Source organism: Pseudomonas sp. TH07 (genome assembly GCF_016651285.1).
In the GTDB taxonomy this organism is placed as follows: Bacteria; Pseudomonadota; Gammaproteobacteria; order Pseudomonadales; family Pseudomonadaceae; genus Aquipseudomonas.
Map to the genome: position 1 here is coordinate 4,800,247 of NZ_JAEKED010000001.1, position 13,941 is coordinate 4,814,187.

10 protein-coding genes, 1 tRNA gene and 1 pseudogene are annotated in these 13,941 nt (G+C 65.1%); 1 reads left to right on the forward strand and 11 read right to left on the reverse strand.

Going from position 1 to position 13,941, the window contains the following annotated elements:
- Nucleotides 1-29 precede the first annotated feature (29 nt).
- The 4 genes from JFU57_RS22010 to JFU57_RS22025 all read right to left on the reverse strand — a co-directional run bounded on the left by JFU57_RS22010 (nucleotide 30) and on the right by JFU57_RS22025 (nucleotide 2,787).
- Entirely contained in the window at nucleotides 30-476 is a 447-nt protein-coding gene (locus JFU57_RS22010) for a DUF3806 domain-containing protein (protein WP_201130767.1), read from the reverse strand.
- A gap of 198 nt (nucleotides 477-674) precedes the next feature.
- Nucleotides 675-749 (reverse strand) — tRNA-Gln (locus tag JFU57_RS22015).
- A 131-nt stretch (nucleotides 750-880) separates the two neighbouring features.
- Nucleotides 881-1,585, reverse strand: coding sequence for a hypothetical protein (locus JFU57_RS22020; protein ID WP_201130768.1), 705 nt, complete (start codon nucleotides 1,583-1,585; stop codon nucleotides 881-883).
- The gene (locus JFU57_RS22025; protein ID WP_201130769.1) at nucleotides 1,582-2,787 is read right to left on the reverse strand and encodes an SGNH/GDSL hydrolase family protein; all 1,206 of its coding nucleotides are present in this window, start codon (nucleotides 2,785-2,787) and stop codon (nucleotides 1,582-1,584) included. Before JFU57_RS22025 ends, JFU57_RS22020 begins: the two co-directional genes overlap by 4 nt.
- Before the next feature lie 342 nt (nucleotides 2,788-3,129).
- On the opposite strand from JFU57_RS22025, the gene JFU57_RS22030 reads away from it, so the two are divergent.
- Nucleotides 3,130-3,861, forward strand: coding sequence for a hypothetical protein (locus JFU57_RS22030; RefSeq protein WP_078472062.1), 732 nt, complete (start codon nucleotides 3,130-3,132; stop codon nucleotides 3,859-3,861).
- Between the two features lie 153 nt (nucleotides 3,862-4,014).
- Here JFU57_RS22030 and JFU57_RS22035 read toward each other — a convergent pair whose 3' ends face one another.
- From JFU57_RS22035 to JFU57_RS22065, 7 genes and pseudogenes are all read right to left on the reverse strand, one after another.
- Nucleotides 4,015-6,468 (reverse strand): TonB-dependent receptor, encoded by a 2,454-nt coding sequence (locus tag JFU57_RS22035; protein WP_242487536.1) that lies wholly within the window; start codon nucleotides 6,466-6,468, stop codon nucleotides 4,015-4,017.
- A gap of 103 nt (nucleotides 6,469-6,571) precedes the next feature.
- Nucleotides 6,572-7,564 carry a siderophore ABC transporter substrate-binding protein gene (locus tag JFU57_RS22040; RefSeq protein WP_201130770.1) on the reverse strand — a complete coding sequence of 331 codons (993 nt, stop codon included), beginning with the start codon at nucleotides 7,562-7,564 and terminating at the stop codon, nucleotides 6,572-6,574.
- Nucleotides 7,561-8,337 carry an iron ABC transporter ATP-binding protein gene (locus JFU57_RS22045; RefSeq protein ID WP_201130771.1) on the reverse strand — a complete coding sequence of 259 codons (777 nt, stop codon included), beginning with the start codon at nucleotides 8,335-8,337 and terminating at the stop codon, nucleotides 7,561-7,563. Before JFU57_RS22045 ends, JFU57_RS22040 begins: the two co-directional genes overlap by 4 nt.
- Nucleotides 8,334-9,284: an iron chelate uptake ABC transporter family permease subunit gene (locus tag JFU57_RS22050; RefSeq protein WP_078472066.1), complete on the reverse strand. Its 951-nt coding sequence runs from the start codon at nucleotides 9,282-9,284 to the stop codon at nucleotides 8,334-8,336. Before JFU57_RS22050 ends, JFU57_RS22045 begins: the two co-directional genes overlap by 4 nt.
- Nucleotides 9,281-10,229: pseudogene (locus JFU57_RS22055) on the reverse strand (ABC transporter permease). Before JFU57_RS22055 ends, JFU57_RS22050 begins: the two are co-directional and overlap by 4 nt.
- A complete protein-coding gene (locus JFU57_RS22060; protein WP_201130772.1) occupies nucleotides 10,229-11,995 on the reverse strand; it encodes an ABC transporter ATP-binding protein in 1,767 nt (588 codons plus the stop codon). The pseudogene JFU57_RS22055 and the gene JFU57_RS22060 overlap by 1 nt, the downstream one beginning before the upstream one ends.
- Nucleotides 11,989-13,776 carry an ABC transporter ATP-binding protein gene (locus tag JFU57_RS22065; protein ID WP_201130773.1) on the reverse strand — a complete coding sequence of 596 codons (1,788 nt, stop codon included), beginning with the start codon at nucleotides 13,774-13,776 and terminating at the stop codon, nucleotides 11,989-11,991. Before JFU57_RS22065 ends, JFU57_RS22060 begins: the two co-directional genes overlap by 7 nt.
- Between the last annotated feature and the right edge of the window lie 165 nt (nucleotides 13,777-13,941).

A 13,941-nucleotide genomic window follows, 5' to 3' on the forward strand; every position in this document is an offset into this window, starting at 1 on the left:
AGTTCGGGTTGATCAGCGCGGGTGGCTGCTCACTGGTATTCATGGCTCTGGGTTTCAATGAACTCCTTGAGCCAGTGGGCGATGTGTTCGACGTCGATGGGCTCGCCCTGCCTGACGCGTTTCAGGAGCAGGCCAGTCACGCCGATCTGCAGGGTGGTTTGCCGGTAGCGCAGGACCGGATCGACGCCGTACTCATCGCTGACCAGGGCCCAGGCCAGGCCGGGCACTTGCGCCAGCAGTGCGTCGCCCAGCGCGATGCCCATGGCCTCCCAGGCCTGGACGTCGGAATCCTCCAGGGTCTGGCTGGCGACCATCTGCTGCAACAGGGCGAAATCGGCGCCGGTGCCGCTCAGGGAGGCGCCTGGGAACTGCTGGGCAATCCGCTCGCCGAGCTGGGCCCGCAAGCCGTGCATCGTGGCCAGCAGGTCGCCAGGGATAGGGCCGAAGGTTGCCGTGGCGGGTTGGGAATTCGACATCAGAAAGCTCCATGGGGTGGTGTCGTGGGGCGCTACTATCGGATTTTTTCGAGCCGATTTCCAGAGTGCAGACGCAGCTTGGCCGGGGCAGGCGAGACGAGGTGGCTGATGGAGGAGGTCGTTCGGTACAGCCGGCATGTGCGCGGCTCAAGCCAGGTATCGGCTGCGGGATAACGGGTGGATAACCCTTGAAGAAAATGGCAGGGGCGGCTGGATTTGAACCAACGCATGGCAGGATCAAAACCTGCTGCCTTACCGCTTGGCGACGCCCCTGTAGCTGTTGCGACGTTGCTTGCTGTCACTGCAGGCCGTGGAGGCCCCTGTGCAAGAACGCGCGGAAATTTATCAATATTTATCGCGTATGGGAAGTGAAAGTTGAAAAAAATAGTTTTTAAAACAGCGGCTTACTCAGGCATTGAGCACTCGGCTATATAAGCGGCCTGGGTATCCTTCAGGGGCCGGGCAATGTCCAGCGCATGGCGGATGGCCCGCAGCTCATCGCCCGCCAGGCGCTTGCGGCCCAGGTCGCAGGTGCTGGAGCCCGGGTCCATATGCAGTGAAAACAGCCCGGTCAGTTGCTCGCCATCTTGTTCCAGGAGCATCTCCATATAGGTTTCATGGGGTGCGCTGGCGGTCAGGTAGATCAACCCCGCAACCTCGGCGCGGCCGCACACGCGCACCTCATCCCAACTCAACCGGGTGCCGCGCGCGGTGCCTACCTGGGGCAGGTGCCAGGCGTTCGGGGCGGGCGGCAGTGCACGCAGGAGAGGCAACAGTGCCTCGCAGGCAAGCACCTCGAATTCATAGCGGTACTTGCCATGCAGCATGCCGTGGGCGTTTGCCGCGCCGGGCAGCGCGCGGATAACCCGGGCCCGCAGCAGGTGACTCAGGGCGATTTCCGAAGGTTGTTCGCTCCAGCCGTTGAGGTCGGAGACCGGCGGGCACCAGATCAGTTGCAGGGTTTCACCGGGCGTCAGGTGGGCCTGCCAATCGAAGGCTGCCAGGGTGTTTTGACCCACGGCCGGCAGCAGGTCGCGCAGGTACAGGGTCGGTGCGCCGTAGTCGATGCCCAGGTCGGTGGCCCAGAACAGGGGCAGGTAGGTATTCATGGGGTGGTTCCGGTTGCGGTTTTTTCGAGCGCCAGCGGGCCGCCTGTGCCGAACGCGATCCTGGCGAAGCGCTGGCCGATCCGCTGGTGCGCGGCATCGTCCGGGTGCAACTGATCAGGCAGCGGCAAGTCGGCAAAATCCTCGGCGCCGTACAGCTGCCGGCCGTCGAGATAATGCAGGTTCGGGTCGTCGGCCCGGCGTTGCTCGACGATGCGCTGCAGTTCCTGGCGGATGCGGATCAGGGTCAACTTGCCGGCCTGGGCTTCTGCGGGGTCACCCGACGCACGAAACAGCACCTTGCCCGCTGCCAGGGCCTGGCTATCAAAAGCGCCAGGGCCGGGAGTGCGTTCATGAATCGGGCAATAGAGCGGTGAAATCAGCAGCAGCGGGGTGTGCGGGTGCCCGTCACGCAGGGTGTCGAGAAAACCGTGCACCGCCGGGATAAAGGCTCGCAGGCGCATCAGGTCGGCGTTCACCAGATTGATCCCGAGCTTGACGCTGATCAGGTCGGCGGCGATGCCGCCCATGCTGCGCGCGGTGAAGGGGTCGAGCAGGGCGTTGCCGGCCAGGCCGAGGTTGTACAGCTCCACCTGGCCAAGGCGGGCCGCCAGCGCCGGCCAGATCGAGGTCGGGCTGGCGGCATTGGAACCGTTGCTGATGGAGCTGCCGTGGTGCAGCCAGACCGGGCGCCCCGTGGCCTTGGGCACCGCCAGCGGGGCGTTGCTGCGCAGGGCCTGGAGCCAACTGGTTTCGTTATAGGGCAGCCAGATTTCCACGGTCTTGTCCCGCGCCGGCAGGCCGGCAAAACCCAGGGTGGCGACCGGCCCCGAGGTGCATGTCTGCGCACCCGTGGCCAGGTCGATGCGTACCTGGTCACCGCCCTGGGCGCTGCACTGGTGCAGCAACTGTCCATTCACCCACAGGTCATAGACCCCCAGCGGCCGGGGCGGTGCGCCGCTATACAGGTAGCGGATCGGAACTACATCCAGCTCGATCTCGGTGGCCTCGGTTTGCAGCACCAGGCGCACCCCGCAGGGTTGGGCTTCGGCCCGGGCGAACTGCGGGTCCGCGCATTGCGCCCGGGCCCAGGCGGGCAGGCGGTGGGGCAACAGGCCCTGTTCGCCGGCTTCCAGCTCCACTGCACCGCGCATCAGTTCCAGGCTGATGGGGGTGGTGATCAGGGCAAGGCGGGGGTGGGTCATGGTGGCGGCGCCAGATGGGGGACGGCGGATCTTAACAAGGGGCTACATAGGGGAGCTACATAAGGGAGCTACATAAGGGGGGTACATAGGGCGCGTACCGCCCTTTGCGGCCGCTGCGCAGCCGAGCGGGAGCAAGCTCCCTCGCCACCGGGAGAGGAGCCAGGTGTATGGGCGTCGCACTGTGCTTTTTTTTGTGGCGAGGGAGCTTGCTCCCGCTGGCCTGCGCAGCAGGCCTGATCTGGTCACTGATACCTCTGAGTCTGCCGCGCGCAACGCGTTGCCGGGGCTATACTGCGCCGCCGCGCTCAAGGGCGGACTCTTTTTCAGGCAGAGGCGTCGCCGATGATCGTGTTACTCGACAGGCCATTTCCAGAGACCTCGCTGGCGCAAAGTGCCGAGCTCGACCTGCGCAATATCGGGCCCAAGGTCTGGCCCCAGGTGCTGGCGCACTGCCGCGCGCAAAAGCTGCGGCTCTACCACCTGACCCTGGCCTCCCTGCAAGGGCTTGAGCGGCTGGTCGACACCCGCGAGCTGGAGCTGGAGTGGGCGACGAAAATCGACGACATGACGCCGCTGTGGCAATTGACCCGCTTGCAGAGCCTGTCGATTGTTGACGTTCCCCGGCTGCATGAACTGGCAGGCATCGAGGCCTTGCAGCAGCTGACCCGATTGCACCTGTCGGGCAGCCAGGGGGCGTCTGGCAACCCGATGCGCCTGGTCTCCCTTGAACCCCTTGTGGGGTTGCCCGGGCTCAGCGAGCTGTCGTTGGTCAATGCCAGGATCGATGACGATGATATCCGCGTGCTGGCACGCTGCACCGGCCTGCGCCGGCTCAAGCTGTCGAACCAGTTCGAGCGGGCTCAGGTGGCCTTTGTTGCCGGCCGGCTGAATTCACAATTGGCGGAGCCGCTGACGGCCTGTATCGAGACCCGTGTTCCCTGCAAGAAATGCGCTGCGCCGACCTCGTTGTTCAGCGGACGGCGAATGCCGTTTCTGTGTCCTGATTGCGACCGCAAACGCTTCGAGAAATTGACCGGGGAGTTTGATCAACTGGTGCGTGAGGCGCAGGGGTAGCCGCGCCGATGGGGGTGGGTTGGGGGATGTTGGGAGTTTGTCGGATGGTTTTCGGCGGCTGTGCTGGCCAGCGCAGCCTGCGGCAGCGGCTACAGTGGCCCGCGTGCATGCCGGGGGTGTCGGACTCCCCTCGGCAGTGGCGACGGATGTGGGTTAGAAGTCCACGGTGGCGGAGAGTTCGAAGGTCCGCGGCGCTCCCAGGCCGAGGCTGGAGGTCAGGGGCATGCCCCAATAGGCCTTGTTGGTGACGTTGGTGACGTTGCCGCGCAAGGTCAGCGGACGGCTGGCCAGTTGGGTGGCGTAGCGAGTACCCAGGTCATAGACGGTGTAGCCCGGCACCGACAGCGAGTTGTCGGCGCTGATGTACTGCCTGGAGATGGCGGTGGCATTGGCGGTCAGCGTCAAGCCCTGTACCAGCGGCGTGTCCCACTCCACGCCCAGTTTGCCCTGCAGTTTTGGCGTGCCCGTTGCGGTCTTGCCCGCGTTGACTCCACCGGCCGTCTTGGTGACCTTGGGATCGACATGGGCCACGCCCCCCCTCAAGCGCACATCGGTCAGCGGCGAGCCGAAGAACCCCCATTCCACCCCTCGGTTGCGCTGCTCGCCGCCAAAGGAAAACACGTTGGTCACCGGGTCGGTGTAGCTGCTCGGGCGTTCGATCTGATACAGGCTGAGGGTGTGGGTGAACTCGCCAAGGTCCAGCTTGATGCCGACTTCCTTCTGCTTGGATTTGTAGGGGGCAAACACGTCCCCGGCATTGGCTGCGGTCGCCGGCGCGGTGGCGCCTTTGCTCAGGCCCTCTATGTAGTTGGTATAGAGCGAGACATGGTCCGTGACCTTGACCACCAGCGCTGCCGCGGGGGTGGTCGCGTTCTCGTCATAGCGCCCGGTGCGGGCGCCGGTGGTCACGCTGAAGGTGTCGCTGAGCACTTCCTGGCGGCGCACGCCCAGGGTCAATTGCACGCGATCATCGAGGATCGACAGGGTGTCAGCCAGGCCGTAGCTGGTCAGTTGGGTTTCCGTATGGCTGATGATCGGCCAGCTCTCGCCTGCGGCAGGGCCCCAGGTCGGGTGATAGATATTGGTGACCCAGTTCGCCCCCGGGACCGATCGGCGGCCGTAGTCTTTTTGGGTGTCTGCGTAACGCGTGGTGTTCAGTACCCATTGATGCTTGACCGGGCCGGTTTGCAATTGGCCCTTGAACCCTGCCTCCCCGGAGGTCTTTTCGATGTTCATCTTCAACTGGCCCATGGTCGACTGGTAGTCGCCTGCGGCGTTGAGTACCTGGGACGACATGGCGCCGCTGTAGCGATAGCGGGTCTTGCTGGCGCCGAAGGCGGCATAGCCCAGCAGGTGCTCGCTGATCTCATATTCGCCACGCAGGATCGCGCCCTGGTCCTTGGTTTCGACAAACGCCCAGTCCGGGTTCAACAGGGTGTCTGCCTTGGGCGGCTTGGGCACCGCCACCCCCGGGGCCAGGCTCAGGCCACGATTCTGGCCACGCACGCGGTCTTCGCTGTTGTAGAGATCAGCAGACAGGCGCGCCCGCTCGCCACGCCAATCCAGGCCCAGGGAGGTCAACTGGGCCTTCTGTTCCTGATGCCGGGTCGCCGTGTCGCCATCCCGATAGACGTTGTTGAAGCGAACACCGAACTGCTGGTTCTCGCCAAAACGCCGGCCCAGGTCCAGGTGCCCGCCGTATTGCGCATCGGACATGTAAGTGGTGGTCAGGCGGGTCAGCGGTTCGCTGCCCGCGCGCTTGGGCACCAGGTTGACGGTGCCGCCCACCGAACCGCCGGGGGGCATGCCATTGAGCAGGGCGGACGGGCCTTTCAGAACCTCGATGCGCTCGTACATTTCCGGCGAAATCCGGTAGTAGGGCGCCACGCCGAACAGGCCGTCGATCGTCACGTCGCTGATGCTGCTGGCGAAGCCGCGTATGGAGTAGTTCTCGCTGTAGGTGCCTTTCAGGCCGTTGCTGAACACTGCGGGGTCGGTGGCGGCAATCACCTGGGTGAGGTCTTTGGCCTGCCGGTCGTTGATGTATTTTTCCGTGTAGCTGATGGTGCTGAACGGCGTTTCCATGAAGTCCTTGTTACCCAGCAGGCCAATGCGGCTGCCATACGCCACCTGCTCGCCGGCATAGGCGGCCGGCAGGTCATCGAGCACCGCAGTTTCCCCTTGCACCATGGTTGCAGGCAGCACGGCCACGGCATGCTCTGCGCTGCCGGCCGAGGCCAACCGGTAATTGCCGTTGGCCTCGGGCTCGACCCACAAGCCGTGTTCGCGCAGCAACTCGCTGAAGCCAGCGTCCACGCTGTAGCTGCCGGACAGCCCCTGGCTGTGCTTGCCCAGTAGCAGGCCGGGGTCGGCCGCCAGCTTGACCCCCGCCGCCGCGGCGTAGGTATTCAATACCTGCCCCAGCGGGCCGGCCGGCACGTCGAAGCGGCTGAGGGCTGCCTGCGCCCGGCCAGTGTCTTGCGCCACGGCTGCCGGGACGGTCAGGGCCAGGGTCAGCCCGAGGAGGGCGATCTGCACCGCGGCAGAGCTGCCCTTGAGCGCAAAGGCTGAACGAGGAGGCGCGATGGAAGGGTGGCAGTGGGTCATGCTGGGGCTCCATAAAATTGAGTAGGGGCAAATCTAAATAAACAAGGTAGGGCGAATGAGAATCAGTAAATGACAGGGCGCAACACTGGCGCTGCCCGCGCAGTCAGTCCTGATAGCCCTTGATCACGTCGTTGATCACCAGCTTCAGGGAAGTCGGGCTGGCGGCAGTGACGTACCAGGCCTGGGCGTCGACGAACACCACGCGCCCGTTCTTCCAGGCCTGGGTCTGGCGCAGCAGCGGGTTGCCCATGCTTTGGGCATTCAGGGGCGGGCGGCCCTCCATCACGGCCGTGCGATCCACCACGTAAATGATGTCGGGGTTGGCCTGCTGGATGAACTCGCTGGAAATGGGCTGGCCATGCAGGCCGGTCTCGGCGGTCGAGCTCGCCGGCTTCACGCCCAGGGCGGTGAACACGAAGCCGTAGCGCGATTGCACACCGAAGGAACTGAAGGCGCCGTTGTTATGCAGCACCACCAGTGCGCGCTCGGGACGGTCCTGGGTGATGCGCCTGGCTTCTTCGACCCTGACCTGCAACTGCGCGGCTTTTTGCCGGGCGAGGTCCGGCTTGCCGAAGATCTGCCCGAGGGTCATCAGGTGATCCTTGATGACCTCGATATGCTGGTTCGCGCTATCGCGGTAGTCGACGTCGAAATGCAGCGTCGGCGCGATCTGGCTCAGTTCCTGGTAGTGGTTGGCCTGGAGCGAGGTGATCAGGATCAGGTCCGGCCTGGCGCCATGCACTCGCTCCAGGTTGGGCTGCACGATCGAGCCCGTGTCCTCGACCTGCGGGTCGTTCTGGTAGCGGCTGAGGAAGTGCGGGACGAAATCCTTGGGCATGCCGACGATAGCGACGCCCAGCTGGTCGAGAAAATCCACTTCATTCATGTCGAGGGCGATGGCCCGTTGCGGAAGCTGGCTGATCACCGTCGTGCCCAGCTTGTGCTGCACCGTGACGGGCGTGAACCCAGTCTGCTCTGTGGCGCTGCTAGCGGCGTGTGACGGTGCGGCGGATTGCGGGTCGCACCCTGGCGCCACGACCGCCGTGGTCAGCAGCAGGGCCAGTGCCCAGGGCCGGTTTATGTGATTGAGGGTCATTTCAGTGCTCTCGATGGGTTGAAGTAGTTGCACAGGTAGCCGCGCTCGTCATGGCTGATGGCGAAGTCCAGCCCGTACAGCTCCTGCATCCGGGGCTGGGTGACGACCTCGGCAACGCTGCCGGTGCAATGCACGGCGCCGTTCTTCATGGCGACGATATGGTCGGAATAGTTGGCGGCGAAGTTGATGTCATGCACCACCAGGATCACCGTGCGCCCCTGTTCGTCGCACAGCCGGCGCAGCGCGCCCATGATCTGCACCGCGTGCTTGATATCGAGGTTGTTCAGCGGCTCGTCGAGCAGCAGGTAATCGGTCTGCTGGGCGATGGCCATGGCCAGAAATGCCATCTGCCGTTGACCGCCGCTGAGTTCATCGAGGTAGGCGTGACGCAGGGGCTCCAGGGACAGGAATGCGAGCGCTGCATCGATCGCCTGCTGATCCTCGTGGGTCAGTGCCCCGCGGCTGTAGGGGAAGCGCCCGAACGCCACCAGTTCATCGACCGTCAGCCGCAGATTGAAATCCGGCGACTGGCGCAAGGTGGCAACGCGCCGTGCGTAGGCGCCGATGGGAATGTCTGAAACCCTTTGCCCGTCGAGGCGGATTTCACCCCGGGTCGGTTCCATCAACCGGGCGATCATCATCAACAGCGTGGTCTTGCCTGCGCCGTTGGGGCCGATCAGCGAGGTCAGGCGCCGGCTCGGGAACTGCGTGTCGACGGCGCGCAGCACGTTCTTGGCACCATAGGCTTTGTGAAGGTCGTGGACGGTGATCATGGGGCTCCTCGGGTACGGACCATCAGCGCGAGGAAATACCCGCCACACACCAGGTTGACCAGAATGCCGACGGTGGTTTTGTAGTTGAAAACATGCTCGACCAGCAGTTGGGCGGCGATGAAGATGCCTATGGCAATCGCGGTGCCCAGGGGCAGGGTGACCCGATGCCGGGACGTGCGCGCCAGGGCGTAGGTAGTGTTGGCCACGAACAGCCCCATAAAGGCCGTGGGGCCGAGCAGGCTGGTGGAAATCGCGACCAGGGTCGCGATCAGCGCGAGTTGCAGGCGAACCGTGCGCCGGTAATCGACCCCCAGGGAAATGGCCTGGTCGCGGCCCAGGGAGAGCACGTCGAGGGTCGGCAGGGTCCTGCGGGCTGCCAGGCACAGCGCCGTGACCACCAGCCCCGCATAGAGCAACTGCTGGGGCTGCGCCTTGTTGAAAGAGGCCTGGCTAAACCCCAGAAGCACCGAAAACTCGCCGGGGCTGATCCTGACCTGGATGAACTGGGTCAAGGTGCCGAGCACCATGGTCAGCACCAGTCCCACCAACAGCAGGAAGAACACGTTGTTCCTGCCGTCGCGGAACAGCCAGCGATGGATCGCCCACGAGTAGGCGAGCATCAGCAGCACCGAGAGCAGGAAGTTGCCGTTGGCGCCGAGCAGCACCAGGCTGGAGGTGCCCATCAGCAGAACCAGCAAGGCTTGCAGCAGCAGGTAGACCGCCTCGTAGCCCATGATCGCCGGGGTCAGTATGCGGTTGCCGGTCAGGGTCTGGAACACGATCGCGGACCAGGCGATGCACACGCCTGCGACACCGATGGTCCCCAGCCGGACCAGGCGTTTGGGGATCACATAATCGAAGTCCAGGCCTGAGCGCAGCAGCACAAACGTCAGCGCCAGGGCGATGACCAGGATCCAGACCCCGTACCCGCTTGCCAGGCGCCTCATTTGTTCCTCCAGATGATCAGCGCGAGGAACAGCACGCCGCCCACGCCGCCTGCGGTCAGGCCGATGGGCACTTCGAACGGATAGATCACCAGCCGCCCCAGGATGTCGCAGGCCAGCAGCAGCGAGGCGCCGCCCAGGGCGACGATGGGCAGGGTGCGGCTCAGGTTTTCGCCGTAGCGCAGCGCTACCAGGTTGGGGATCACCAGCCCGACAAAGGGGATCGCGCCCACGGTAATCACTGTGGCCGATACGGTAATCGCCACCAGCATCAGGCCCAGCGCGGCCGTTGCCCCATAGTTCAGGCCCAGGCTGGTGGCCATGCTCTCGCCCATGCCAAGCACGGTGAAACGCTGGGCATAGAGGTAGGAGAGGGCGACGATCGGCAGAATCAGGTAGATGATTTCGTAGTTGCCCTGGACCACCTTGGAAAAATCACCCAGCAACCAGCCCTGCATGCTTTGCAGGATGTTGTGGCGATAGGCGTAGAACTCGGCGATGGCGCTCAAGACCCCGCCATACATGAGGCCGATCACCGGGACCAGCACCGTGCTCTTGAACCGGATGCGGCGGATGAGCGCGACGAAGATCAGGCTCGCACCGAAGCAGAACACCAAAGCGAATAACATCCGCCCCAGGGTGCCGGTTGCGGGCGCTACGGACAGCGAGACGAGGATGCCCAGCTTGGCTGCATCCAGCCCGCCGGTGGTGCCCGGCTCAACGAACTTGTTGCGCACAATGTGCTGCACAATCACCCCGCAGACCGACAACCCGACCCCCGTCAGCACCAGCGCTGCCAGGCGTGGCAGGCGGCTGGCGGCTGGCGGTCAGCGTCAGCCAGGCATCGCCCGACAGCGACAACAGTTGGCTCCAGGCCACCTGCCGCGCGCCGACCAGCAACGACACAAGGCACAGAAGGGCGAACAGCCCCAGCCAGCGTGCACGCATCAACGGGGCTCGCTGCCGGTGGCGCTTGCGATGCGCCAGCCCCGGGCAGCCCGGCGCTGCTCCAGGAACTGCGCGTAGCGGCCGCCGCTGGCACGCAGGGATGCCGGCGAGCCCTGTTCGACGAGACGGCCCTCATCCAGCACCAGGACCTGGTCGGCCATCGCCACCGTGGACAGCTGATGGGCAATCACGATCAACGTGCGTCGCCCCCGCAGCCGGGCCAGGGTCTGGGTAATGACGGCCTGATTCTCCGCATCCAGGGCGGCGGTGGCTTCGTCCACCAGCAGGATCGGCGCGTCCTTGATCAGCGCACGGGCAATGGCGATGCGCTGGCGTTCGCCACCTGACAGGCGTGCACCGCCTTCTCCGACCGGGGTGTCGATGCCCTGCGCCAGGCGCTCGATGATCTCGCTGACGCCGGCCTGTTGCGCTACTTGCAGAATTTCGGCGGCGCTGGCATCGGGTTTGCCGATGCGGATGTTGTCGGCAATGCTGCCTTGAAACAGGTAGCTGTCCTGGAAGATCTGGCTGATCTGGCCGGCCAGTTGCGCGCTGGACATCTGCCGCACATCCACGCCGCCGATCAGCACGCTGCCCTGGCTGACATCGAAGAAGCGCGCAATCAGGCGCACCAGTGTGGTCTTGCCGGAACCGGACGCGCCGACCAACGCGACCATGTCGCCCGCGGCGATGCTCAGGCTCAGGTCGCTGAGGACATCGGGCTGTTCCGGCCCATAGCGGAAACTCACCTGGCGCAACGTTATCGAGGCATCGGCCGGGGCCTGCGGCTGCTCCGGCTCGGGCAAGGGCCGGACCGCGAGGATTTCGTACACCGCGTCGAGCTGGCCGTGGGCGCCACGCAGGATCTCGCCATAGCTGGCCACGTCCAGCAGCGGATCGATGTAACGGCACACCAGCAACAGGGCCGTGACCACGCCCAGCACCGAGCCGGTTTCCAGGCCGCCGCTCAGGCTGGCGTTGAGCCACAGCGCGGCGGCCACCAGCAAGGCGGCAAAGGTGGCCTGGACGAACCAGGTATTGAGCACCGCCGACAACGAAGATTGCAGGATCAGGCGCAGTGCGGACTGCCGTTGCTGATCGATGGCCTGCTCCAGCAAGCGGGTACTGCCGCCCCCGCCATTGAATGCACGCAACACCGACTGGGCCTGGGCGAACTCGACCATGCGCTGGCTGGCGTCGGCGAAGTGCTGCTGGTAGACCGCGTCGGCCCGCCGGCCCAGGCGGGCGGTGAACAGAAACGCGCCGGCGAGCAGCGGCAGCGCCGCCAACGCGATCAGGCCCATGGGCCAGTGCAGGGCGAACAGGGCCGCCACCATCACCAGCGGGGTCACGATGCCGCTGATCACCGGGGTCAGCACATGGGCCGGCAGTTGGGCCACGGCCATCATGCCGTGGGTGATCACATGGCTGAGCCGGGCCGTGTTCTGCGACGTGAACCAACCGACCGGCAGGCCCGCAACGTGGTCGCCGATGCGCTGTCGAGCGCCCCGCAGGACCGCGACCCCGACCGCGACCCCGGCCTTTTCCAGTGTGCGGCGCCAGGCCCAGCAGGCGAGCATGCCGGCCAGCAGCACACTCAGCCACAGCGTCGCGCCGCGCACATTGCCGGCCAGCAAGTCGCCAATCACCGGCACCAGGGTGAGGATGGTCAGCCCGCTGAGCACACCGTAAGCCACGGCCAGCACCAGGTAGCGCCGAAAGACCGGCGCCTCGTCGCCCAGCAGTTGCATGAAGTTCTTCAGCATGACGGCACCGCCTGTTCTTTGGCCTGGTCATGGCCGCCCAGGGCCCACAGTCGGGCATAGGTTCCCCCGCGAGCGAGCAATGTGGCGTGGTTGCCTTGCTCCTGCACCTGGCCGTTCTCGAGCACGATGATCTGGTCGGCGTACATCACGCTGTCCAGGCGGTGAGCGATAACCAACAGGGTGCGGCCCGCGGCGAAGCGCGACAGCGCGTCCTGGATCGCCACTTCATTTTCGGCATCGGCGGCGGCCGTGGCTTCGTCGAGCACCAGCACCGGCGGATCGAGCAGCACGGCACGGGCAATGCTCACCCGTTGCTGTTCGCCACCGGAGAGCTGGGCGTCCTCGCCAATCACCGAGTCGTAGCCACGAGGCAGGCGCACAATGCGCTGGTGGATGTTGGCCATGCGCGCGGCGTCTTCGATTTCCTGCTGGCTGGCCGAGGGCCGGCCCAGGGCAATGTTGTCGCGCACGCTGGCATGAATCAGGCGCACCTCCTGCAGCACGAAACCCAGGTGCTGGTACAGGTTTGTCGACTCGATATGCCGCAGGTCCACGCCGCCCAGGGTGATGCGCCCCTCGCTCGGGTCGAAGAAGCGCAGCAGCAGGCGAGCCAGGGTCGATTTGCCAGCGCCCGAGGGGCCCACGATGGCGGTGGTGGTGCCCGGTTCAAGGGTGAAGCTGATGCCCGAGAGCACCTTGTGCCCGCTGGCGTAGCCATAGCCGACCTGCTCCAGGCGGATCTCGCTGCCAGCCGGCACCTGGCGTTGCGCCGCCGTCGGTTGTTCGAGCACCGGGGTCTGCAACAACTGCTGTACGCGCTGCGCTGCACCCGTCGCCTGATTCAGGTCGTGGGTGATGTAGTGCAGCAACAGCAGCGGGGCGCAGAGACCTGGCGTGACCAGGGCGAACGGCAGCACATCCAGCGGGGCGATCCAGCCCTGGCTGACGAACAGCGTGCCGCAGATCAGCACCACGCCCAGCACCGCCACCGGAGCGATCATGGCGTTGGCGTTGGCCATCGAGGCGACCAGCGGGCGGGTGAAACCGATGAAGGTCTGAGCGAAGGCGTCGATGGCCTCGCGGTAGCCGCGGTGTGCCTGGCCACTGGCGCCAAAGGACTTGACCACCGGGATGCCATGGGTGAACTCGACCACGGCGTTATCGATGCGGCCCATCGCCGTGACGAATTCATCCATGTTCGCGCCGCTGGCTTTCATGGCCCTGGCGAAGAACAGGAAGTACGCGGGGAACGGCAGGATCGAGACGATGGCCATGGAGTAGTCCATCGCGAACAGGTAGATCACCGAAATCAGAATGGCGCCGACGGCGCGGCCGGCAGTGGTAAAGAAATGCGCGGTCAGGCTGTGCAGGGTGTTGATGTCGTCCTGCACTGCCTGCTTGACCTCGCCCGAGGCCCGGCTGGTGAACCAGCCCAGTGGCACTTGGCTCAGGCGCTGGGTGATCGCCAGGCGCAGGTGGTGGGTAAGGCGGTTGTCAGCCAGGTGGGCGAGCATTTCGGCGCAGGCCAGCAGCGCCATTCCGACGAACAGGCTCGCCACGCTGATTGTCACCACCCACCACACCTCGCTGGCGCTGACGGCAACGTCACCGAGGACGATTCTGGCGAGCTGGGCAATGCCGGCCAGCGGCACCAGGGCGAGCATCGCGCCGCCGGCTGCCAGCGTTGCCGCCACTGCCAATTGGCCACGGATCGGGCGCAGTACTTGACTGATCGGGCCGGGCACCTTGGGTGCGGCGCAGGCCGTGTCGTTAGTTTCCATGAGGAGGCGAGGTCCAGAAATTCAGGAGGATGAAAAAGCGCGTTCGCACTGCCTTGTGCCTGGCCCTGGCGAGTCGCTGCCGCGCTGCCGTGTTCCAGGAACAGGGCAGGGACTGGGTGCTGGATTCGCGTGAAACAGCCTTGAAAATCAACGCGGTAATTAGTT

Bases quoted from the DNA above. Each gene is read 5' to 3' on its own strand.
- JFU57_RS22025 (WP_201130769.1), bottom strand. From the start codon at position 2,787: ATGACCCACCCCCGCCTTGCCCTGATCACCACCCCCATCAGCCTGGAA.
- JFU57_RS22040 (WP_201130770.1), bottom strand. From the start codon at position 7,564: ATGACCCTCAATCACATAAACCGGCCCTGGGCACTGGCCCTGCTGCTG.
- JFU57_RS22010 (WP_201130767.1), bottom strand. From the start codon at position 476: ATGTCGAATTCCCAACCCGCCACGGCAACCTTCGGCCCTATCCCTGGC.
- JFU57_RS22030 (WP_078472062.1), top strand. From the start codon at position 3,130: ATGATCGTGTTACTCGACAGGCCATTTCCAGAGACCTCGCTGGCGCAA.
- JFU57_RS22035 (WP_242487536.1), bottom strand. From the start codon at position 6,468: ATGACCCACTGCCACCCTTCCATCGCGCCTCCTCGTTCAGCCTTTGCG.
- JFU57_RS22050 (WP_078472066.1), bottom strand. From the start codon at position 9,284: ATGAGGCGCCTGGCAAGCGGGTACGGGGTCTGGATCCTGGTCATCGCC.
- JFU57_RS22060 (WP_201130772.1), bottom strand. From the start codon at position 11,995: ATGCTGAAGAACTTCATGCAACTGCTGGGCGACGAGGCGCCGGTCTTT.
- JFU57_RS22045 (WP_201130771.1), bottom strand. From the start codon at position 8,337: ATGATCACCGTCCACGACCTTCACAAAGCCTATGGTGCCAAGAACGTG.
- JFU57_RS22065 (WP_201130773.1), bottom strand. From the start codon at position 13,776: ATGGAAACTAACGACACGGCCTGCGCCGCACCCAAGGTGCCCGGCCCG.
- JFU57_RS22020 (WP_201130768.1), bottom strand. From the start codon at position 1,585: ATGAATACCTACCTGCCCCTGTTCTGGGCCACCGACCTGGGCATCGAC.